The 20470-nt window shown below is 63.8% G+C and carries 14 protein-coding genes; 4 read left to right on the plus strand and 10 right to left on the minus strand.

Annotation, left to right across the window (positions count from 1 at the left end; genetic code table 11):
• Positions 1-116 precede the first annotated feature (116 nt).
• The 6 genes from AB6809_RS23270 to AB6809_RS23295 all read right to left on the minus strand — a co-directional run bounded on the left by AB6809_RS23270 (position 117) and on the right by AB6809_RS23295 (position 4243).
• Entirely contained in the window at positions 117-1055 is a 939-nt protein-coding gene (locus AB6809_RS23270; protein WP_371027293.1) for an MBL fold metallo-hydrolase, read from the minus strand.
• On the minus strand, positions 1052-1525 hold the full coding sequence (locus tag AB6809_RS23275) for a MaoC family dehydratase (protein WP_029969556.1): 474 nt from the start codon (positions 1523-1525) through the stop codon (positions 1052-1054). The genes AB6809_RS23270 and AB6809_RS23275 overlap by 4 nt, the downstream gene beginning before the upstream one ends.
• Positions 1522-1749, minus strand: coding sequence for a DUF1289 domain-containing protein (locus AB6809_RS23280; protein ID WP_114155719.1), 228 nt, complete (start codon positions 1747-1749; stop codon positions 1522-1524). Before AB6809_RS23280 ends, AB6809_RS23275 begins: the two co-directional genes overlap by 4 nt.
• A 5-nt stretch (positions 1750-1754) precedes the next feature.
• A complete protein-coding gene (locus AB6809_RS23285) occupies positions 1755-2276 on the minus strand; it encodes a YbaK/EbsC family protein (RefSeq protein ID WP_006048167.1) in 522 nt (173 codons plus the stop codon).
• Positions 2277-2338: 62 nt separating this feature from the next.
• The gene (locus AB6809_RS23290; RefSeq protein WP_371027294.1) at positions 2339-3265 is read right to left on the minus strand and encodes a hydroxymethylglutaryl-CoA lyase; all 927 of its coding nucleotides are present in this window, start codon (positions 3263-3265) and stop codon (positions 2339-2341) included.
• A gap of 36 nt (positions 3266-3301) precedes the next feature.
• Positions 3302-4243 (minus strand): NAD(P)-dependent oxidoreductase, encoded by a 942-nt coding sequence (locus AB6809_RS23295; protein WP_171800149.1) that lies wholly within the window; start codon positions 4241-4243, stop codon positions 3302-3304.
• A gap of 320 nt (positions 4244-4563) precedes the next feature.
• On the opposite strand from AB6809_RS23295, the gene AB6809_RS23300 reads away from it, so the two are divergent.
• The gene (locus tag AB6809_RS23300; RefSeq protein WP_006048164.1) at positions 4564-5166 is read left to right on the plus strand and encodes an alpha/beta hydrolase; all 603 of its coding nucleotides are present in this window, start codon (positions 4564-4566) and stop codon (positions 5164-5166) included.
• 125 nt (positions 5167-5291) lie between these two features.
• Positions 5292-6323, plus strand: a complete 1032-nt coding sequence (locus AB6809_RS23305) for a sulfate ABC transporter substrate-binding protein (RefSeq protein ID WP_029969561.1) — start codon at positions 5292-5294, stop codon at positions 6321-6323.
• A 6-nt stretch (positions 6324-6329) separates the two neighbouring features.
• Here the strand turns inward: AB6809_RS23305 and bioB are convergent, their stop codons facing one another.
• From bioB to bioA, 4 genes are read right to left on the minus strand one after another with little or no spacing between them, the layout of a single operon-like run.
• Positions 6330-7424 carry a biotin synthase BioB gene (bioB, locus tag AB6809_RS23310; protein WP_006048162.1) on the minus strand — a complete coding sequence of 365 codons (1095 nt, stop codon included), beginning with the start codon at positions 7422-7424 and terminating at the stop codon, positions 6330-6332.
• A 35-nt stretch (positions 7425-7459) separates the two neighbouring features.
• Positions 7460-8188, minus strand: coding sequence for a dethiobiotin synthase (bioD, locus tag AB6809_RS23315; RefSeq protein WP_371027296.1), 729 nt, complete (start codon positions 8186-8188; stop codon positions 7460-7462).
• Positions 8185-9369: an 8-amino-7-oxononanoate synthase gene (gene bioF, locus AB6809_RS23320; RefSeq protein ID WP_371027297.1), complete on the minus strand. Its 1185-nt coding sequence runs from the start codon at positions 9367-9369 to the stop codon at positions 8185-8187. Before bioF ends, bioD begins: the two co-directional genes overlap by 4 nt.
• Positions 9369-10730: an adenosylmethionine--8-amino-7-oxononanoate transaminase gene (gene bioA / locus AB6809_RS23325; protein ID WP_114155725.1), complete on the minus strand. Its 1362-nt coding sequence runs from the start codon at positions 10728-10730 to the stop codon at positions 9369-9371. Before bioA ends, bioF begins: the two co-directional genes overlap by 1 nt.
• A 425-nt stretch (positions 10731-11155) precedes the next feature.
• On the opposite strand from bioA, the gene AB6809_RS23330 reads away from it, so the two are divergent.
• Both AB6809_RS23330 and AB6809_RS23335 read left to right on the plus strand, forming a co-directional pair.
• A complete protein-coding gene (locus tag AB6809_RS23330) occupies positions 11156-20176 on the plus strand; it encodes a hemagglutinin repeat-containing protein (RefSeq protein ID WP_371027298.1) in 9021 nt (3006 codons plus the stop codon).
• Positions 20173-20439, plus strand: a complete 267-nt coding sequence (locus AB6809_RS23335) for a hypothetical protein (RefSeq protein WP_371027299.1) — start codon at positions 20173-20175, stop codon at positions 20437-20439. The genes AB6809_RS23330 and AB6809_RS23335 overlap by 4 nt, the downstream gene beginning before the upstream one ends.
• Positions 20440-20470 lie beyond the last annotated feature (31 nt).

Below are 20470 nucleotides of genomic sequence, written 5' to 3' on the forward strand. Positions count from 1 at the left end.
CTCGCCTTCACAGGTTGAGCGGCTTTCTTTTTGTGGCGGCGGTTTTTGCGTGAGCGCTGCTGCTGCTGCACGTCGCTGCCTTACTTCACTGCACGACTGCATTCCCGGTTGCAGCGCTATCGCGCGACGATCTTTTCACCATCCACCGTAAGCGGCCCGTTCCCGGCAGCCAGCTCGTCGACGATCGCTTTGACAAGCGCGGGCCACTCGCCGCGCGGTCTCAGCATCAAGGCTGCCGCGCGCATTGCCGCTGCGCCGTCGAGCATCTCCAGCAATGCCGCGAAGCTCGTTGCGCGCACATCGAGCAGCTTGAAGACGATCAACACCTTCAGCGCATTCTTTGCATTGCGCGCCGGATCGGCCCGCAGCCACGCGAGCCGCGAGAAAGAGCGCTCCAGCGCCTGCTCGACGTTCGTAAAGGGCGCGCCATGACCGGGGATCACGACGCGCACGTCGAGCGCGGCAATCGCCTCGAGCACCGCCTGCTGCTCGGCAAAACCGCTGTCGCCTTCGAGCTCCGGAAAGATCACGCCGAAGCCGTTTTCCCACAGCGCGTCGGCGCTGATCAGCAGGCGCTCGGCCGCGCAGTACAGCATCAGCGAATGCGGATCGTGGCCGGGTGCGCCGAGCACCTGCCAGTCGAGTGCGCCGAGGCGCAGCATCGCGCCCGGCGCGATCGTGCCGGTGAACACAAAGCGCTCGCAAGTCTGCGCGGTCGCGCGGAAAGTCAGACGCGCTTCGTCCCAGTCGCGCACCGCGCCGGCTTCGCAGGCGGGAATGAGCGTGCGGCACGGCCACGTCGTTTGCAACAACGCGTTGCCGCCGCAATGATCCGAATGCAGATGCGTGTTGACGATCAGATCGAGCGGCCGCTCGCCCAGCGCCTGCTGCACGAGCGCGCGTGTTTGCTGCGCATGCGTCGCGTAGCCGGTATCGACGAGCGCGGCGCAGTCGTCGTCGATGAGCAGCACATTGTTCGACGACAGCCAGCCGCGCTCGAACACGCGCACCGATGCGGGCAATGCGATGGGCAATGTGGTGGTCAACTCGGTCATAGCGTGCCCGTGTTGATGCTCGCGTCGACGGACGCTTCGGGCTTCGGCATCACGAGAATGGTCGATGCGCCCACAACGGTCACTTCGCCGCGCTGATTCTTGACCGTGCCTTCCAGATGCGTCAGGTCGCCGTGCAGGCTCGGCTTCCAGTAAGCATCGCGCACGCGCCATGTCATGACGAGCGTGTCGCCGGCGTGCGCAGCCTTCTTCAGCTTGATGTCGAACTCGAGTCCGAGCGGCTGCGCGTAGGTCGAAAAATGCGTGGCGAGAAGCGCCATGAAATGCGCGGTGGGCTGCGTGCCCGACGCGATGAGACCGCCGAATCGGCTTTGCGCAGCATAGGCCTCGTCGTGATGCAGCGGGTTCAGATCGTTGACGAGCGTCGCGAACGTTTTCACCGAATCCGCCGACAGCGCGAGCGTCGCGCTAAACGTCTCCCCGATGGTGACAATGCGCGGCGCCGCGTTCATCGTTGCACCTTCGCCTGGCGGGCGATCAATTCGGCGCGGCGCGCTTCGAGCGCGTCCCACACCGCGCGTTTTTCGTCGTCGTCGTAGAGCGACCAGCCGGCGATTTCGTCGATGGTGCGCAGGCATCCTTCGCACCAGCCGCTCGACGCGTCCATCCGGCACACGTTGATGCACGGCGACGGCACGCCGCCGCCTGTCGCTGCGTGATCGATTCGCGCTGTCATCGGATTCAGGCCGTCTCGCGCAGCGCCACGTCGACCACCGGCGCGCCCGTCAACGCAATCAGTTCCTGCGCGGTCAGATTGAACACCGCGTGCGGATGACCCGCGGCGGCCCACAGGCTGTCGAGCGCGAGCAGGTCTTCGTCGATCAGCGTGACGGGTTCGACCGCATGCCCGACCGGACACACGCCGCCGATCGCATAGCCGGTTTTTTCGCGGACGAACTTCGCATCCGCGCGGCCAATCTCGCCGACCTGCGCCGCCACTTTTTTTTCATCGACGCGATTTGCGCCGCTCGCGACCACCAGCACCGGCGCGTCGTCTTCGCGGCGGCGAAACAGAATCGACTTCGCGATCTGCGCGACCGAACAGCCGAGACCCGCGGCGGCCTCGGCCGAAGTCTTGCCGGTTTCCGGCAGCATCACGACCCGTCCCGCGTGACCGCGTTCGCGCAGCAGCAGCGCGACACGGCGTGCGGAATCCGGCAATGCGGTGAGGTCGTCGGAGTCGAGAAAAGCGTGGTCCGTCATCGTTTCAGGTCCTGATGGTTTGAGTATCGGTGTTGCGCCTCAAGCATTGCGTTACGTTCGGCTCACACGCAATTGGCGGCTTCGCTGCGTGCCTTCGCAAGCAACGCCTTGCCCGCGCGCGACACGTTCGGCCGGCCGATTGCCGTCGAAATGAAATCGCCGATGCCCACGACTTGCGCGAGGTCGATGCCAGTTTCGATGCCAAGGCCGTTCATCAAGTACAGCACGTCTTCGGTTGCGACGTTGCCCGTTGCGCCCTTCGCATACGGACAGCCGCCGAGCCCGGCCACCGACGCGTGATAAATCTCGATGCCTTCCTGCAACGCCGCGTAGATATTCGCGAGCGCCTGGCCGTAGGTGTCGTGAAAGTGCCCGGACAGACGCTCGCGCGGAAACACGCGGGTCACGGCTTCGAACACTTCGCGCGTGCGCTTGGGCGTACCCACGCCGATCGTATCGGCGATATCGATCTCGTCGCAACCGAGCGCCGCGAAACGTTGCACCACGTCGACCACCGACGCCACCGGCACTTCGCCCTGATACGGACACCCGAGCGCGCACGACACGCTGCCGCGCATGCGCAAGCCGTACTGCTTCGCCGCCTGCGCGACCGGCGCGAATCGCTCGATACTTTCCGCGATGCTGCAATTGATGTTCTTCTGCGAGAACGCTTCGCTCGCCGCGCCGAAGATCACGATCTCGTCGGCGCGCGCGGCGAGCGCACCTTCGAAGCCGCGCAGATTCGGCGTGAGCACCGAATAGATCGTGCCGGGGCGCCGCTCGATGCCGGCCATCACGTCGGCGCCGTCGGCCATTTGCGGCACCCATTTCGGCGACACGAACGACGCCGCTTCGACGTTGCGAAAACCCGCTGCCGCGAGCCGGTTGATCAACTCGACCTTGATCGCCGTCGGCACGAAATCCTTCTCGTTTTGCAGACCGTCACGCGGACCGACTTCGACAATTTTCACTTGCTGGGGTACGGCCATGTTGTGTCTCCTTGACGTGATTGTGACTCCACGCCGTCAATATCCGCGCTCGATATTCACCACGCCGCCGACGGCTTCGCCGCGTTCGAGCGCGAGCATTTTTTGCGCGATCTGCGCGACGCTTTCTTCGCGCAAGGTCAGCGCCGACATGTGCGGCGTGACGGTAATGCGCGGCTCCTGCCAGAACGGATGATCGGGCGGCAGCGGCTCCTCCTGAAACACGTCGAGCGTGGCTGCGGCGAGTTGACCGCTTGCGAGCGCGTCGAGCAGATCGGCTTCCACCAGATGCGCGCCGCGTGCAACGTTGATCAGATACGCACCGCGTGCGAGCTTCGAAAACGTCCGGGCGTTCAGCACGTTCGCGGTATCCGGCGTATGCGGCAGCAGATTGACGAGCACTTTCACGCCGTCGAGAAACGCGTCGAAACGCGCTTCGCCGGCGAACGTCGTGATGCCTTCCACTTGCTTCGCGCTCCGGCTGTAGCCGCGCACCGGCATGCCGAATCGCGCGACCGTTTGCGCGACGTGGGCGCCCAGCACGCCAAGCCCGAGCACGCCGACCGTGAACGTGTCGCGTGGATGCGGATCGAGCACTTGCCAGCGGCGCTCGCGCTGCAGCGCTTCATATTCGTCGAAGCGCCGCAGATAACGCAGCACCGCGTGCGTCACATACTCGGCCATTTGCGGCGCCATGCCGGTGTCTTCGAGACGGATCAACGGCGCGTTGGGCGGCAAGGTGCCGGGCTGCTCGCGTTCGAGCGCGAGAATCGCATCGACGCCCGCGCCCAGATTGAAGATCGCGCGCAAATCGGCGCGGCCGGCCAGCATCTCGCGCGGTGGTCGCCAGACGACCGCGAAATCGGCGGGCGCGGTGTCGCCGGGTTGCCACTCGCGCAGATCGGCTTGCGGCAGCGCGCGCGCAAAGTCATGCAGCCAGGCTGCGGCTTCGGCGTTCGGCATATAGAAGAGGACTTTCATGCGGCCTCACCGTTGCACGCGCAACGGTCCCGGTTCACGCCGCGCGCGCGGTGCGGGCGCGGCGGGCGGCGGGACGGCTGCAAGGCTCGCGACGGCTGCGGCGCGGCGCGCGACGCTGACGACATGAGGGCTCCTCCTTTTATGGGCAGGCTTCATTCTACTTTTTCGCTGACGATCCCGCGCGCTTGCGCACGACCGTCCGTTTTCGGCTTCGCGCTCCGCGCAGATTCAACCGATAAACAAAGCACAAAAACTTGGTTCGTCCGCGCGACGGGCGGCGGGACAATGACTACCCGGTTTTCCCTTTGCGAGGGACAGACATGCTTTCATGCACCAGATCGCCGTGGCCGCCGCGGCTCGTGACCGTTCCGGGTCTGCACGGCAGCGAGGGCGCACATTGGCAAACGTGGCTCGAACGCCAGTTCGCGCGCTCGTTGCGCGTCGAGCAGGCGGACTGGGATGCACCGGACGTCGCCGGCTGGGCCAACTCGCTGCGCGAGCTGCTCGCGCGCGAACGCGGGCCGTTCGTGCTCGCCGCGCACAGCTTCGGATGTCTTGCGGCCGCGCACGCGTTGCAGCAGGCGTCGTATGCGAACGAAGTGGTCGGCGTGCTCCTCGTCGCGCCCGCGAGCCCGCAAAAGTTCGCCTTCGCCGGATCGTTCGAGGCACGGCGGCTGGGCGTGCCGTCCATTCTGATCGGCAGCGAAACCGATCCGTGGATGCCGCTTGCCGGCGCTCGCGAACTCGCGCAGCGTTTCGGCAGTGCGTTTGTCAATCTCGGCGACGCGGGGCACATCAATACCGCAGCCGGATTCGGACCGTGGCCGCGGGCCAAGTATTTCATCGACACGCTCGTGCACTGCGCGGCGCCGCTGCGCTTTCGCGACGAAGCGCTCGAGATCGGGCAGCACGCGCTGGTTTAACGCGCGGGCTCGAGTGCGTTGCTCGGGCCAGCCCGGCTCGCCGCGTATAAGCGATCCGCTAGAATGCCGCTTGATGCTGCGCGTTCGCGCGGCCACAGGTTTTTATCATCGATAGCGGGGACAAGATGGCAGGCAAGACGGGGACTTCACGCTGGCTGGCGGCCGGCTTTACGGCGCTCACGCTCGGCTTCGGCGCTGGCGGCATATCGGCGGCGCATGCCGAGACGTCGTTGATGAATGTGTCGTACGACGTAACGCGCGAGTTGTACAAGGACATCAACGCGGGCTTCATCGCCGCGTATAAGCAGAAGAGCGGCGAGACGGTGTCGATTCGCCAGTCGCATGGCGCGTCGAGCGCACAGGCGTTGTCGGTATTGCAGGGCTTGCAGGCCGACGTCGTGACGATGAACCAGCCGAACGACATCGACCTCCTCGCGGAAAAAGGCCAACTGGTGCCCGCAAACTGGCGCACGCGTCTGCCGGACGACAGCGCGCCGTACACGACGACGATGGTGTTCCTCGTGCGCAAGGGCAATCCGAAGCACATCAAGGACTGGGACGATCTCGCGAAGCCCGGCGTGCAAGTGGTGATCGCGAATCCGAAGACGTCCGGCAACGGACGCTACACGTACCTCGCCGCGTGGGGTTATCGCAAGCAGCACGGCGGCACCGATGCGCAGGCGCTCGACTTCGAAAAGGCGCTGTTCAGGAACGTGCCGGTGCTCGACACGGGCGGCCGCGGCGCGACGACGACGTTCACGCAACGCGGCATCGGCGACGTGCTGGTCACGTTCGAAAACGAAGTCGCGCTGATGAACAGCGGCGTGGGCGGCGGCAATTTCGAGGCGGTGTATCCGTCGGTGAGCCTGTTGGCCGCACCGCCGGTGTCGATCGTCGACAAGGTGGTCGACAAGCGCGGCACGCGCAAGGAAGCGCAGGCGTATCTCGACTATCTGTGGTCGCCGGCCGCGCAGGAGATCATCGCGCAACATCATCTGCGTCCGCGCGACAAGAACGTGCTCGCGAAACACGCCGCGGAGTTCAAGCCGATCAAGACCTTCACCGTCGAAGAAATGTTCGGTAGCTGGCAGAAAGCGCAGCAAACCCATTTCTCCGACGGCGGGACTTTCGATCAGATCATCGTCGACAGGAAGTGATGCGCTTTACGCGTGTTCGCAGCCGTGCTCGCAGCCGCTCTTGTCGAGCGGCATCTGCTGCGCGGCTTCGGCGCGAATGCCGAGGCGCGCGAGCAGCTTGCGGTCCGCTTCGGCCTGCGGATTGCTGGTAGTCAGCAACTGATCGCCGTAGAAAATCGAGTTCGCGCCCGCGAGAAAACACATCGCCTGCAACGCCTCGTCCATCTGCTCGCGGCCGGCGGACAGGCGCACCATCGCGCGCGGCATCGTGATGCGCGCAATCGCGATGGTCCGCACGAATTCGAACGGATCGATCGCTTCGGTGCCGGTCAGCGGCGTGCCTTCCACTTGCACCAGATTGTTGATCGGCACCGATTCCGGATACGGCTCCATGTTCGCCAGTTGCGCGATCAGGCCCGCACGCTCGCGGCGCGATTCGCCGAGGCCGACAATGCCGCCGCAGCACACGTTGATGCCCGCATCGCGCACGCGTTCCAGCGTGTCGAGACGATCCTGATACGTGCGCGTCGAAATGATCTGGCCGTAAAACTCCGGCGACGTATCCAGATTGTGGTTGTAGTAGTCGAGGCCGGCCTCGCGCAACGCTTGCGCCTGATGCGTCTCGAGCATGCCGAGCGTCACGCAGGTTTCGAGTCCCATCGCCTTCACGCCGCGGATCATGTCCTTGATCGGCTCGAGATGGCGGTCCTTCGGATTGCGCCATGCGGCGCCCATGCAGAAACGCGTCGCGCCGTTTTCCTTCGCGGCTTTCGCGGCGGCGAGCACTTCGTCGACCGGCATCAGCTTGTCGGCTTGCAGGCCCGTGTCGTGATGCACCGACTGCGGACAGTACGCGCAATCTTCCTCGCAGCCGCCGGTCTTGATCGACAGCAGCGTCGACAGTTGCACGGTGTTGGCGTCGAAATGCTCGCGATGCGTTTGCTGCGCGCGAAACATCAGGTCGTTGAACGGGAGTTCGTACAACGCGACGATGTCGGCGACGCGCCAGCGCGCGAGCTGTTTGCCCGCAGCGTCGGCGTTGGCATTGGCGTTCGCGTTGACGTTGGCATTGTTAAGGGCAGCCGTATCAGCGGATGCAGCAGCGATGTTCAGTTGCGTCATGTGGTCGATCCTCATGAGTGGACGTGATGTTCAATTCAGCGCTGCGCGTCGCGCAGCGTTTGCAATAGCCGGTGAATGTCGAGCCGTTCAGCCGCGAGTTCGGGCGATGCCGGGCTCATATGCGGCACGATGCCGAGCAACGGCGCGTGATGTTCGCGCGCGAGATGCTCGCGGATCGACGCGATGTTTTCGTCGGGAAAAGTCATGTCGGGATCGACGCGATTCGCGACCCAGCCCGCAAGCGTGAGTCCGCGCGCGGCGATGGCCTCGGCGGTTAGCAACGCGTGGTTGATGCAGCCAAGGCGCATGCCGACCACCAGCACAACGGGCAGCTTCAAGGCGACGGCGAGATCGGCCGTGTCGTGCGTCGCCGTCAACGGCACACGAAAGCCGCCGACGCCTTCCACCACGACGACGTCTGCGCGTGTCAACGCTTCGCTATGACACGCGACGATGTGGTCGATGTCGAATGCAACGTTTTCCAGCGCGGCGGCAATATGCGGCGCGGCCGGTTCCTTCAGCAGATACGGCGTGCGCATCGCAGGCGGCAACAGCACGTTCGACGCCGCGTCGAGCTGGTCCGCGTCTTCGTTATGCAGTTCGCCGTTCACCTCGAACGCGCCCGCTGCGATCGGCTTCATCGCGGCCGCTTGCAGTCCCTCGCGAACGAAGCCTCGCAATAATGCCGACGACACGAAGGTCTTGCCGATTTCCGTGTCCGTGCCGGTGACGAAGAGTGACAGTGCGGTATTCGTCGACGTCATGCGCTTTGCTCTCCCGCGGCTTGCAAGCCCGCTTCGAGCCGGTCGAGATCCGCATGCGAATGCGCGGCGGACAGCGAAATGCGCAGGCGCGATGTGCCGGCGGGCACGGTCGGCGGCCGAATCGCGGGCACCCACAAACCCGCGCGATCGAGCGACGCGGCAATCCCGAGCGTCGCGTCGTTCGCGCCGATAATGAGCGGCTGAACGGCGGTATGCGAATCGACGGGAAGCCACGGCGTGGTCTTGAGCATGGCGCGCGTGCGCTCGATCAATTGCCGAAGATGCGCGCGCCGCTCATCGCCTTCGTCGCCGCCGATAATGCGCAGACTCGCCGACACCGCATGCGCGGCAGCCGGCACCGAAGCCGTGGTGAAAATGTACGGACGCGCGCGTTGCACGAGCCACTCGATCACGGTCCCGTGCGCCACGACGAATGCGCCCGACACGCCCGCCGCTTTGCCGAGCGTGCCGATGGAAATCAGGTTCGGCGAGCGCAACGCGGCTTCGGCGATCGCGCCACGGCCTTGCGGACCGAGCACGCCGAAACCGTGCGCATCGTCGACGATCAGCCATGCGCCGTGCCGCTCCGCTAGTTCGAGGAGACGCGGCAGCGGCGCGATGTCGCCGTCCATGCTGAACACCGTATCGGAGACGATGACCTTCTCGTCCGCGTCCGACGCATCGAGCATCGCGCTCAGCGCTTCCATATCGCAGTGCGGGTAGATCTGCACGTCGGCTCGCGACAGACGCGCGCCGTCGATCAGCGAAGCATGGTTGAGCGCATCGGAGAACAGGGTCGTGCCGCGGCCCGCGAGCGCGGTGAGCGTCGCGAGATTCGCCATGTAGCCGGTGCTGAAGTACAGCGCGCGCGGCGCATCGACGAATTCGCCGACGAACTCCGCGAGATCGTCCTCGAGTTGCGCGTGTGCGCGCGAATGGCCGCCGAGCAGATGCGAACCGCCGCTGCCCGCGCCATAGCGTTGTGCGCCTTCGGCGATGGCCGCGATCAACTGCGGATGCGCGGCGAGTCCGAGATAGTCATTGCTCGCAAAGCCGACGATCTCGCGGCCGTCGACCGTCATATGCGCTGCGCACGGCGTGTCGACGGTGCGGCGGCGACGGCGCAGACCGTGTTCGTCGATCTCTTTGAGTCCCTGCGAAAGTTTGTCGAGCAGATGCATTAGCGCAGCTCCGCGAGCGTGGCGTCGAACGTTTCGCGCGTGCGCGAGGCGAGCAGCGCGATCTCTTCGTCGTCGAGAATGTATGGCGGCATCAGGTACACGGTGGTCGAAATGGGGCGCAACAATAGCTCGCGCTGCAAGGCATTTTCGAAGAAGCGGCGCGAGAACGTTTTGGCATGCTGAGCGTTTTCGATGACTGCGTCGAACGCGAAAATCGTTCCGCACTGGCGAAGATTGCGCACATTCGCGTGTTCCGCGAGCGGCGCGAGTGCGGCCTTCAGCGTTGCCGACTTTTGCGCGTTGACCGCGAGCACGTTGTCGCTCGCGAACAGGTCGAGCGTTGCGAGCGCCGCGCGGCACGCGAGCGGATTGCCGGTGTACGAATGCGAATGCAGAAAGCCGCGAGCCGTGTCGTCGTGATAGAAGGCTTCGAAGATTTCGTCGCGTGAAAGCACGATGGAAAGCGGCAGATAACCGCCGCTAATGCCCTTCGACAGACACAGGAAATCCGGCCAGATGCCGGCCTGTTCGCAAGCGAAGAAAGTGCCCGTGCGGCCGCAGCCGACGGCGATTTCGTCGGCGATCAGATGCACGCCGTACTGATCGCACAGCGCACGCAAACCGGCGATGTACGACGCGTCGTGCATCGCCATGCCGGCTGCGCATTGCACGAGCGGCTCGACGATCAGCGCGGCGATTCTGGTGGCGCGTGCTTCGAAGAGCGAACGCACAGCTTCGAGCGCGCGACGCGCGACGTCGGCGGCTGTTTCGCCGGGTTGTGCAAGACGCGCGTCCGGCGAAGCCACGACGTGAGCGTTGCGGATCAGCGGGTCGTAGGCGTCCTTGAACAACGCGACGTCGGTCACGCCGAGTGCGCCGATCGTCTCGCCGTGATAACTGTTCGCAATGCAGACGAATTCCTGCTTGTCGGCGAAGCCGCGATTGCGCCACGCGTGGAAGCTCATTTTCAGCGCGATTTCGACGGCGGATGCGCCATCCGATGCAAAGAACGCGTGGCCCAGCGTGTGATCGGTGAGCGCGTTGAGCCGCTCGGCGAGTTCGATTGCGGGCTCGTGCGTGCAACCGGCGAGCATCGCGTGCTCGAGCGTGTCGAGCTGATCCTTCAGCGCCGCGTTGATGCGCGGATTCGCGTGGCCGAACAGGTTGACCCACCACGAACTGATCGCGTCCAGATAGCGATGACCGGACTGGTCATAGAGCCACGCGCCTTGACCGCGCGCGACGGGTATCAGGGGCAGACGCTCGTGATGCTTCATCTGCGTGCAGGGATGCCAGACCGCGCGCAGGCTTCGGGCGATCCAGTCTTCCGTGGATGTGGGTGATGTTGCTGACATTTCCAAGGCGTACTCCAGGGTGCTTTTTTGCGGCCGCCGTGGGTTCTTTTTGTCAGGTTTTTGGGGCGCGGTGCGTCGCGTTTTTTAGCGATGCGCGACCCTACGGCTAGCGTGCGGGTCGAGATTAGCGGTTTCTTCGGGGCTTTGCACTAGCGGTTTGGCGGCGAATTTACGCTGCCGGCGCGGGGTTCCGCGCTGTTCGCGGCAGGTGATTTGCGTTTTGCCGTGAAGGGCGCAGAAGGGCGGAATTAGCGACGGAAAAGTATTGGGGGGTAGTGGAGCAAAAGATGGGCGCTCGGGGGCCTCGCAATCAGATATGACCTATTTTGTGGCAATCGTTGTGTCGATGCTGACCTTGACGAATCTTGACACATCTGCCTTGCGCGGTTCGGTACGTTACGGCCTTCTTACCAATCCGCAACAGAAAAACGATGAACCGCAGGGCATTCAGGCTGGTATTCAGCCGGCTAAGGGCAATGCTGGTTGCCGTCGAGGAATCGGCCACGGCAACAGGCAAGGGTAATGGCGAGACCGCTGCAACGAGGCGCGTGCTCGCGACTCCATCCAGCACTCAACAGCACAGCTTCGCGCTGCGAAGCATCGCACTCGCGGCCCTTGTGCTGCTCGGCGCGGCTCCGGCTTTCACCGTAGCGCAGATCGTGCCGGGTGGCCCGAACGCGCCAGGCGTCATCACGACGCCGAACGGGCTGAATCAGGTGAACATCAACCGGCCGTCCGGCGCGGGCGTGTCGGTCAACACGTACAACCAGTTCGACGTGCAGCAGCGCGGCGCGATCCTGAACAACTCGCCGACGATCGTGCAGACGCAGCAGGCCGGCATGATAAACGGCAATCCGAACTTCGCGCCGGGACAGTCCGCGCGGATCATCGTCAACCAGGTTAATAGCAGCGCGGCGAGCCAGATCAATGGCTATCTGGAAGTCGCTGGACAGAAGGCACAGGTCGTCATCGCCAACGGCTCGGGGATCAGCGTGAATGGCGGCGGCTTCATCAACACGTCGCGCGCGACGCTCACCACCGGCACGCCGAACTACGGCGCGGACGGCAGCCTCACCGGGTTTAACGTGAGCGGCGGCAATATCACCGTGCAGGGCGCAGGGCTGAACGCGGGCGACGTCGATCAGGTCGATCTGATTGCGCGCGCCGTGCAGGCGAATGCCGCGATCTACGCGAAGAACCTCAATGTCATCACGGGCGCGAACAGTGTCGATTATGGGACGCTGAACGCGACGGCCATCGCGGGTAGTGGCGCTGCGCCGGGTGTTTCCATCGACGTGAGCAGTCTTGGTGGCATGTACGCGAACCGGATCGTTCTGGTGGGCACCGAGAACGGTGTGGGCGTGTCGACGAAGGGCGTGCTCGCTGCGCAGGCAGGCGATGTGACGCTGACCACGCAGGGCAAGCTGGTCCTCGGCGGGCAGACGAACGCGAGCGGGAACATCGCGATCAATGCGCGTGATGGGATCGACAATAGCGGGACCACGTATGCGCAGCAGAATGTCAGCGCGAGTACCGCAAGTACGCTGAGCAATAGCGGCACGTTTGCCGCGCAGCAGAACACGACCGTCAACGCGGGCAGCGTGGCATCGACGGGTACGCTCGGCGCGGGCGTGAACAGCGATGGCAGCCTGGCACGCTCCGGCGATCTGTCGGTGACGGCGGGCGGCGCGCTCGCGGCAACCGGGCGCAATGCAGCGGGTGGGAATGCGAATCTGCAAGGCACGTCGGTCACTCTCGCCGGCAGCAGTACGTCGGCGAACGGCAGCATCGGGTTGACTGCGACGGGCGGTGACGTGAATACCGCAGGCGCGACGACAACGGCCGGCAGTACGCTCGCGGTCAAAGCAGCGGGCACGCTGGTCAATGATGGCGGTGTACTGTCGTCAGGTGGCGCGCAGACGGTCAATGCGGGCGCGCTCTCGAACAGCAACGGCCAGATCGTTTCGGGCAGTGTTTTAAATGCAAACGTCGTGGGGGCCATGTCCAACACGGGCGGCACGATGCAGGCCGCGGGTGCGTTGACGGCGAACGCTGGGTCATTCGACAACACCGCGGGCCATATCGCATCGCTCAATGCGGACGGCCTGACGCTCTCCGCGGCGGGCACGTTGAATAACGGCGCGGGCGGCACGGGTCTGGGCACCATCGGCGGCAACGGCAATGTGACCGTGCAGGCCGGACAGATCGCGAACGCGGGCTCGATCACCGTGGGGCAGAACCTGACTGCGGGTGCGGCGCAAAGCCTGTTCAGCAACGGCACATTGGCCGCCAACGGAAACGTGAACGCATCGGCCGGCACGACACTCGCGAACGCAGGCACATTCACGGCCGGCCAGCAGGCAGTCATCAGCGCCGCGACCGTCGATAACAGCGGCGGCTCGACAAGCGCGAACCAACTCACACTGCACGCGACGAACCTCGTCAATCACGGCGGCACGATCACGCAGACCGGAACGGGCGCAACGACGGTCGATGTATCCGGCGCGCTCGACAACACAGGCGGCACGCTTCAGACCAACGCCGCGAGCCTGACGCTCGCGCCTGCTGTCGCGCTCGTCAACGACAACGGCACCATCGCTAACGCCGGGACCGGCGCGCTGACCGTCAGCACCGGGACGCTGTCCAACAGGGGCGGCACGATCGCCAGTAACGGCCAGACCGCGCTCCAGGCCGGAGCGCTCGACAACACGGCTGGCTCAATCATCGGCCAGAACGGTCTCACGGCAAGCGTCGGCGGCACGCTGGACAACACCAACGGCAAGCTGCTTTCGAACACGGACCTGAGCCTTGCCAGTGGCGCGCTGAACAACAACGGCGGCCAGATCGGCGCGGGCGCAAACGAAACGATTCGCACGGGCTCGCTGACCAACAGCGGCGGCTCGATTGTCGCGCCGGCCCTGGCGCTCACCATCGGCTCGACACTGGACAACAGCGGCGGCGACATCCAGGCGAACCAGCTTGCGCTGAACGCGACGGACCTGCTGAACCACGGCGGCACGATCACGCAATACGGCGCGTCGTCGATGGGCTTTAACGTCAGCGGCACCTTCGACAATTCAAGCGGCGGCACATTCCAGACCAACAGCACCGACCTGACGCTCGCGCCTGGCGCGCTCGTCAACGACGGCGGCGCGATCCTCGACGCCGGCACGGGCACGCTGACGATTGCACCGGGCAATGGCGCGGGTGCCTTCTCGAACGTCGGCGGCCGCATCATCACGGCCGGGCAACTCGCTGCGCAGGCCGGCAGCCTGAACAACGCGAACGGCGTGCTCGCCACGCAGGGAAACATCGCGGCAAACATCGCGGGCGATGTGAACAATACGCAAGGCTCGGTTCGCTCGCTCTCGTCGCTGACGCTCGCGAGCGGCGGCACGCTGACCAACACGAACGGACAGATCCAGTCCGGCACGGGCGCGGCTGGCGACGCGAGCACGCTCGCGATTCAGGCCGCGTCGGTCAACAACACGAACGGCCTCGTCGGCAATCTCGGCACGGGCGACATGACCGTGCAAGGTGGCAGCCAGACCGTGAACAGCGGCGGCGTCATGACGGGCAACGGCAATGTTGCCGTCGATACGTCGGCGCTCGTCAACACGCAGAACGGTCAGATCAGCGGCGCGGGCGTCACGGTGCGAGGCGATACCGTTGACAACAGCGGCGGCCAGATTGGCAGCCTGGCCGGTACGAATGGCGATGTCGCGATCACGACGACCGGCTCGGTCACGAACACGAACGGCCAGATTGGTGCAACACACAACCTGGCCGTCAATGCCGCGACCCTTACGGGCGGCGGCAGCTACAGCGCAGCCAACGACGTAGCGGTAAGCGTACAGGGCGACTTCACGCCGACGCCCGATCTGCAGTTCGCCGCAGGCCATGACCTCAGTTTCACGCTGCCGGGCACGTTCAGCAACGGCGCGACGCTGGAAGCGGCGAACAACCTGAACATCAACGCGGCCGACGTGCAGAACAGCGGTGTCATGATGGCGGGCGGCACGCTCACGACGCACTCGAATACGCTCAAGAACACCGGGACGATGGTCGGCGGCAGCGTCTCGCTCAACGCGACGCAATCGCTGACGAACACGGGGCCGACGGCGCTGATCGGCGCAACCGACAGTAACGGCACGCTCGAACTGCTGTCGAACGACATCGAGAACCGCGACGACACCACGGCGACCGACACGCAGGCGACCACCGCGATTTACGGTCTCGGCAAGGTGATACTGGCGGGCGGCAAGAATGCAGACGGCAGCTACACGAACGCGGCCCTGATCCGCAACCAGTCAGCGCTGATCGAATCGGCCGGCGACATGGAACTGCACGCCGCCCAGGTGACGAACACGCGCACGACGATGACGACGACCGGCCTGAACCAGCCGGTTGCTCCGGCGCTGCTCGACGAACTTGGCATCAGCCTGTCCGGCCGCACTGGCCAGGTCGGCATACAGGACCCGAACAGCATCGGTGGCGTCTTTACCGATCCGCCACACGGAGGGCAATGGAATTCGACCTACCAGTACACCACCTACACAGGCGTCGCGCTGGCGAACCTGATCGCAGGTATCAGCCCGCAGGCGCAGATCATCGCCGGCGGCAATCTCGACGCGTCGAAGGTGGGACTGTTCCAGAACCACTGGAGCGCGGTCGCAGCAGTCGGCAACATCGCCGCGCCCACGACGCTCGACCAGAATAGCTGGCAGGGTCAGACAGCGCCCCAGGTGCAGGTCACGTATTCCGGCGAGTACCACTACAACAACTACGACAACAGCGAACACGACTGGCAATTGCCGTTCGGCGATGCGCCGTTCGTCGGCAAGCGGCCAGGCGGCTACACGCAGGCGGCGCCGGCCGACATCCGCTATTACGCGCTGCCGGGTTACGAATCGAGCTTTGTCGCGGGCGGCACGCTTTCGGGCACGGGCATCAGCATCAACAACACCGCGGGCAACGCGGGCATTCCGTCGATCGGTCTCGCACCTGGCCAGGCCATGTCCGGGGTGAATATCAGCGGCCTGAGCGGCAACGCGAGCGGCACGAAGTCCGGCGCGGCGTCGGTCAACGGTGGCGCGGGCATGGTCAATCCGGTCATCGCGAGTGCGACGGCGCAGACCGTCCTGCAAAACCTGACGGTTCCGCAGGGCGGACTGTTCAGACCGGCGAGCGCACCGGGTGCCGGTTATCTGATCGAAACGAACCCGGCCTTCACGAACCAGGAGACGTTCATTTCGAGCGACTACTACCTGCAACAGCTTGGCGTGAATCCGCAGACGACGGAAAAGCGTCTCGGCGACGGTTTCTACGAGCAGCAGCTCGTGCGCAACCAGGTGACGTCGCTGACTGGCAAGGCCGTGCTCGGCCCTTACACCGATCTCCAGTCGATGTACCAGTCGCTGCTTGCTGCGGGCGCCTCGCTCTCGCAGTCGCTGAACCTGCCGCTCGGCATGAGCCTGTCGCCCGAGCAGGTGGCCGCGCTCACCAGCAACGTCGTCATCATGCAGACCGAGATGGTCGACGGCCAGGCCGTGCTCGTGCCGGTCGTCTATCTTGCGAAGGCCAGTCAGCAGAACATGAATGGTCCGCTGATCGCCGCAACCGACATCGACATCCAGAACGCGCAGACCTTCAGCAACAGCGGCACGGTGCAGGCAGGCAATACGCTGTCAATCCAGGGCAACCAGATCAGCAACGCATTCGGCACGCTGCAAAGCGGCGGCCTGATGTCGCTGAACACAAAGGGCAATATTGACCTGACTTCAGCGACCGTGAATGCGGGCAGTCTCGCGCTGAAGGCGGGCGGCGACCTGCTGCTCAATACGGCGGTCAAGACGGTTGACCAGGTGAGCGCAACCGGCGCCACGCGCACGACGACCACCCTCGGCCCCATTGCGAACCTGAACGTGGCGGGTAACGCCGTCATCGTCACCGGCGGCAACGTCGAGCAGAACGCGGGCAATCTGAACGTCGGCGGCAACCTCGGCATGGCCGTGGGTGGCAACTATGATCTTGGTTCGGTGCAGACCGGCGAACACAAGATTGTCGAGCGCGCGAACGGTGTGTCGAACACCGACTTTAACCAGACGACCGGCAGTTCCATCAAGGTCGGTGGCGTTTCGCAGATTGGCGTGCGCGGCGACCTGACTGCAACCGGCGCAGACATCAGCCTCGCGGGCGGCGGGACGCTCGCTGCGACCGGCAATGTGACCTTGCAGGCTGCAAAAGCCACATCGACCACGAACAGCAACAGTTCAGGCAGCGATAGCCACGGCAGTTATTCGGAGTCCTTGCACCGGTCGGACGACACGCTTACTGCGACGACGCTTAATGCCGGCAACTCGCTGACGGTCGCGTCAGGCAAGGATATCAACGTCACGGGCAGCGCAATCAGTCTCGACAAGGGAACCGCGACGCTCGCGGCGACAGGCAGCGTCAATATCGGCGCGGCGACGGAAACGCACGTCGACAATTCGCAGGAGCAGCACAAGCACAGCAATGTGGTGAGCGGCATGCAAGTGTCGAGTTCGAGTAACAGCACGACGACGTTGTCGCAGGGCAGTATGGTTTCAGCCGATGCCGTGACCATCGCAAGCGGCAACGATATCAACGTAAACGGCAGCACGATTGTCGGTACGAACGATGTCGCGCTGAGTGCTGCGCACGACGTGAACATCACGACGTCGCAGGATACGCAGACTACGTCCAGCAGCTATCGGGAACGTCAGTCCGGTTTCGGCGCGGGCGGCGGCATCGGCATATCGGTTGGCAGCCAGACGCAGACCAATACGGCGAATACGTCACAGGTGACGAACAACGGCAGTACGATCGGCTCGCTGAACGGCAACCTGAACATCGTCGCGGGCAACGATCTGCATGTGACGGGCAGTGACCTGGTCGCGGCGAAGAACGTCACGGGGACGGGTGCAAATGTCATCATCGACGCGGCGGCTGACACCTATCACCACGACGAAAAGCAGACGGTCAGCAAGAGCGGCTTTACGCTTGCAGTGAAGGCACCGGTTATTGATGCGATTACCAGCACGGTCGATCAGGCGCACGCGGCGAGCCACAGTCAGGATGATCGCGCGGCGGCATTGCACGGCATGGCGGCGGCAAGCAGCGCGATTGATTCAGTCGGTGCAGCCGGCGCGGCGTTGGGCTCGCTTGCCAGCGGTGGGACACCGTCGGCGAAGATCGAACTCAGCTACGGAAGCAGCCACAGCGAAAACACCTACATGGAAGACAGCACGACGCATCGCGGTTCGAGCGTCAGCGCGGGCGGCACGGCTGCGTTCGTTGCCACCGGCAACGGCACACCGGGAAGCGGCAACGTGACGATTGCAGGCTCCAACGTGAACGCGAACGATGTGATCCTCGCGGCAAAGAATCAGGTCAATGTCGTGAACACGACCGACACCGATTCGACGCGCAGCACGAACCAGTCGAGCAGCGCAAGCGTCGGTATTTCGTATGGCACGCAGGGTTGGGGCGTGGACGCGTCGATGTCGAAGGCGCACGGCGACGGCAATAGCGATGCGGCCATGCAGAACAACGCACACGTGACGGCGGCGAATACCGCGACGATCATCTCGGGAGGCGATACCAACATCATCGGTTCGAACGTCAATGGCCGTCAGGTGAATGCCGATGTCGGCGGCAACCTGAACATTGCGAGCGTGCAGGACACGATGACGAGCAGCGCGCATCAGGAGAGCACGGGCGGCGGTTTCAGCATCAGCCAGGGTGGCGGCAGCGCGAGTTTCAGTCACACGAATGCGAGTGCGAACGGCAATTACGCGGGCGTGAATGAACAGGCCGGCATTCAGGCGGGCGATGGTGGTTTCAACGTCAACGTCAAGGGCAATACCGATCTGAAGGGCGCGGTGATTGCGAGCGATGCCGATGCGTCGAAAAACAATCTCGCCACAGGCACGCTGAGCTATAGCGATGTACAGAACTCGTCGAGCTATAACGCGCATACGGGCGGCATCGGCGGAGGCGTGACGGCCGGCGACGGCGGCGCGAACTACGGCACGACCGGCAGCACGTCGGGCCACAACGCAGGCGGCCCCGCGCCGATGCTGAGTCAGAACGCCAGCGGCAGCGATAGCGCGACCACGCGCAGCGGCATCAGCGCGGGCACCATCAACGTGACGGATGTGGCTCATCAGACGCAGGACATCGCGAGCCTCAATCGTGATACGTCGAACGCCAACGGCACGGTCGCGAAACTGCCGGACGTGAATAATCTGCTCGACCGTCAGGGGGACATGATGGCCGCCGCGGGCGCGGCGGGTGAGGCGGTGTCCCGGCGTATTGGTGACTATGCAGAATCGAAGTACAAGGAGGCAAAGGCGAACGGCGATCAGGCCGGCATGGATGCGTGGAAGGAAGGCGGCTTAGCGCGCGCCGGAATGCAGGCCGCGGGCGCTGCGCTCGTGACCGGGCTTGCTGGCGGCAATGCAATTGGCGGCGCAGCGGGCGCAGGTATTGCGTCGATCGCAGCAGGCAGACTTAACGGACTGAGCGATGCGATTGCCGGTTCGAAGCCGAGCGGCAATGCGGATATGAATGAGGCGCTGGGCAATATTGTTGCCAATGCGATTGCTACTGGGGCGGGCGCGGTGGTTGGCGGTAATGCGGGTGCGTTTGAAGGCTATAACGTTGATCGGTTCAACCGGCAGTTGCATCCCGAAGAAAAGGCCGTAGCCAAGCAGCTTGCAGATAAGAGCGGTGGCAAGTACACGGAGGCGCAAACTGAGGACCAGATGCGCATTATGGGCGTAACCGTGAACGGGACCAACGAATCAGGCGCACCGACGACGCTGATTGGCCAGGCGCCCACGGATTCCGGCGCAAAGTGGATATCGGGTGGTACGACGGCGGACGGCAAACCGATTCTGACGCAGGTTACGGCGCAGGCGAATCCGGAGTTGCAGACATACATCCTGTCGAACTATGCCACGGACGTGCCGGGCACAGTTTCGTATGATCCGTTGTCCGGCTCAAAGTCATCAACTATAACGGGGCCGTTCACCAAGTTCGACAAGAGCGACGCGGACTTTATGCGTAACACAACGGCAGATGCAGCGGGGATGGTTTCGACTAACGCCGGACGTGTATCGTCACTTGCGGCAGCGGGTGCGTCAATAACGCCTTGCTCAGTAGTCTGTGAGGGTATTGCATACGGCGGAACAATCATAGCAATCGCCGCAGATGCGGTTGGGCAATTGGCTAAGCCGAATACGGGGCAGTACGTTTTTAATGGTTCTACGTCTATTGCATCGAACTACATTTCAGCGGCATCTCCCCTATTGACCCCTGCCGTGAATGAGTTGGTGAATCAAGTGAACGGTAGTGGCGTGGCTAAGAACGTGCAAGAAAAGATAGATGGCATTTTCGGGCCGCAAACTTCCAAGGGGAGAAAATGAAGATCAGATTCATCGACAACGGCAACCTAGCTTCATGGCTTCGCTTGACGCTAATCGTTATTGGAATAGGACTTGCCGCTATCGCACTTGAATGTGAACTCCCAGTCCCTTGGGCGAGAGTTTTCTTGTTAGTCGGCTTTCTTTCAGTGCTTGTCGGCGGAATGACCAGTCGGGCCAAATTGCTAAATATCAAGCCCTTCGATAACAGCTACAAGAAAGCACGCGACAGCTACAAAACGAAGGACGACGAAAACGGGAAATAAACCGTTGATGCAGCAGCGGGCTAACGATGCC

The sequence above is a fragment of the Paraburkholderia sp. RCC_158 genome, assembly GCF_041355255.1.
GTDB lineage: Bacteria > Pseudomonadota > Gammaproteobacteria > Burkholderiales > Burkholderiaceae > Paraburkholderia > Paraburkholderia graminis.

Excerpts from the sequence above, each read along its gene's own strand:
- AB6809_RS23280 (WP_114155719.1), bottom strand. The coding sequence starts at position 1,749 with ATGACAGCGCGAATCGATCACGCAGCGACAGGCGGCGGCGTGCCGTCG.
- AB6809_RS23295 (WP_171800149.1), bottom strand. The coding sequence starts at position 4,243 with ATGAAAGTCCTCTTCTATATGCCGAACGCCGAAGCCGCAGCCTGGCTG.
- AB6809_RS23290 (WP_371027294.1), bottom strand. The coding sequence starts at position 3,265 with ATGGCCGTACCCCAGCAAGTGAAAATTGTCGAAGTCGGTCCGCGTGAC.
- bioB (WP_006048162.1), bottom strand. The coding sequence starts at position 7,424 with ATGACGCAACTGAACATCGCTGCTGCATCCGCTGATACGGCTGCCCTT.
- AB6809_RS23275 (WP_029969556.1), bottom strand. The coding sequence starts at position 1,525 with ATGAACGCGGCGCCGCGCATTGTCACCATCGGGGAGACGTTTAGCGCG.
- AB6809_RS23300 (WP_006048164.1), top strand. The coding sequence starts at position 4,564 with ATGCTTTCATGCACCAGATCGCCGTGGCCGCCGCGGCTCGTGACCGTT.
- AB6809_RS23330 (WP_371027298.1), top strand. The coding sequence starts at position 11,156 with ATGAACCGCAGGGCATTCAGGCTGGTATTCAGCCGGCTAAGGGCAATG.
- bioF (WP_371027297.1), bottom strand. The coding sequence starts at position 9,369 with ATGCATCTGCTCGACAAACTTTCGCAGGGACTCAAAGAGATCGACGAA.
- bioD (WP_371027296.1), bottom strand. The coding sequence starts at position 8,188 with ATGACGTCGACGAATACCGCACTGTCACTCTTCGTCACCGGCACGGAC.
- AB6809_RS23285 (WP_006048167.1), bottom strand. The coding sequence starts at position 2,276 with ATGACGGACCACGCTTTTCTCGACTCCGACGACCTCACCGCATTGCCG.
- AB6809_RS23335 (WP_371027299.1), top strand. The coding sequence starts at position 20,173 with ATGAAGATCAGATTCATCGACAACGGCAACCTAGCTTCATGGCTTCGC.
- AB6809_RS23270 (WP_371027293.1), bottom strand. The coding sequence starts at position 1,055 with ATGACCGAGTTGACCACCACATTGCCCATCGCATTGCCCGCATCGGTG.
- AB6809_RS23305 (WP_029969561.1), top strand. The coding sequence starts at position 5,292 with ATGGCAGGCAAGACGGGGACTTCACGCTGGCTGGCGGCCGGCTTTACG.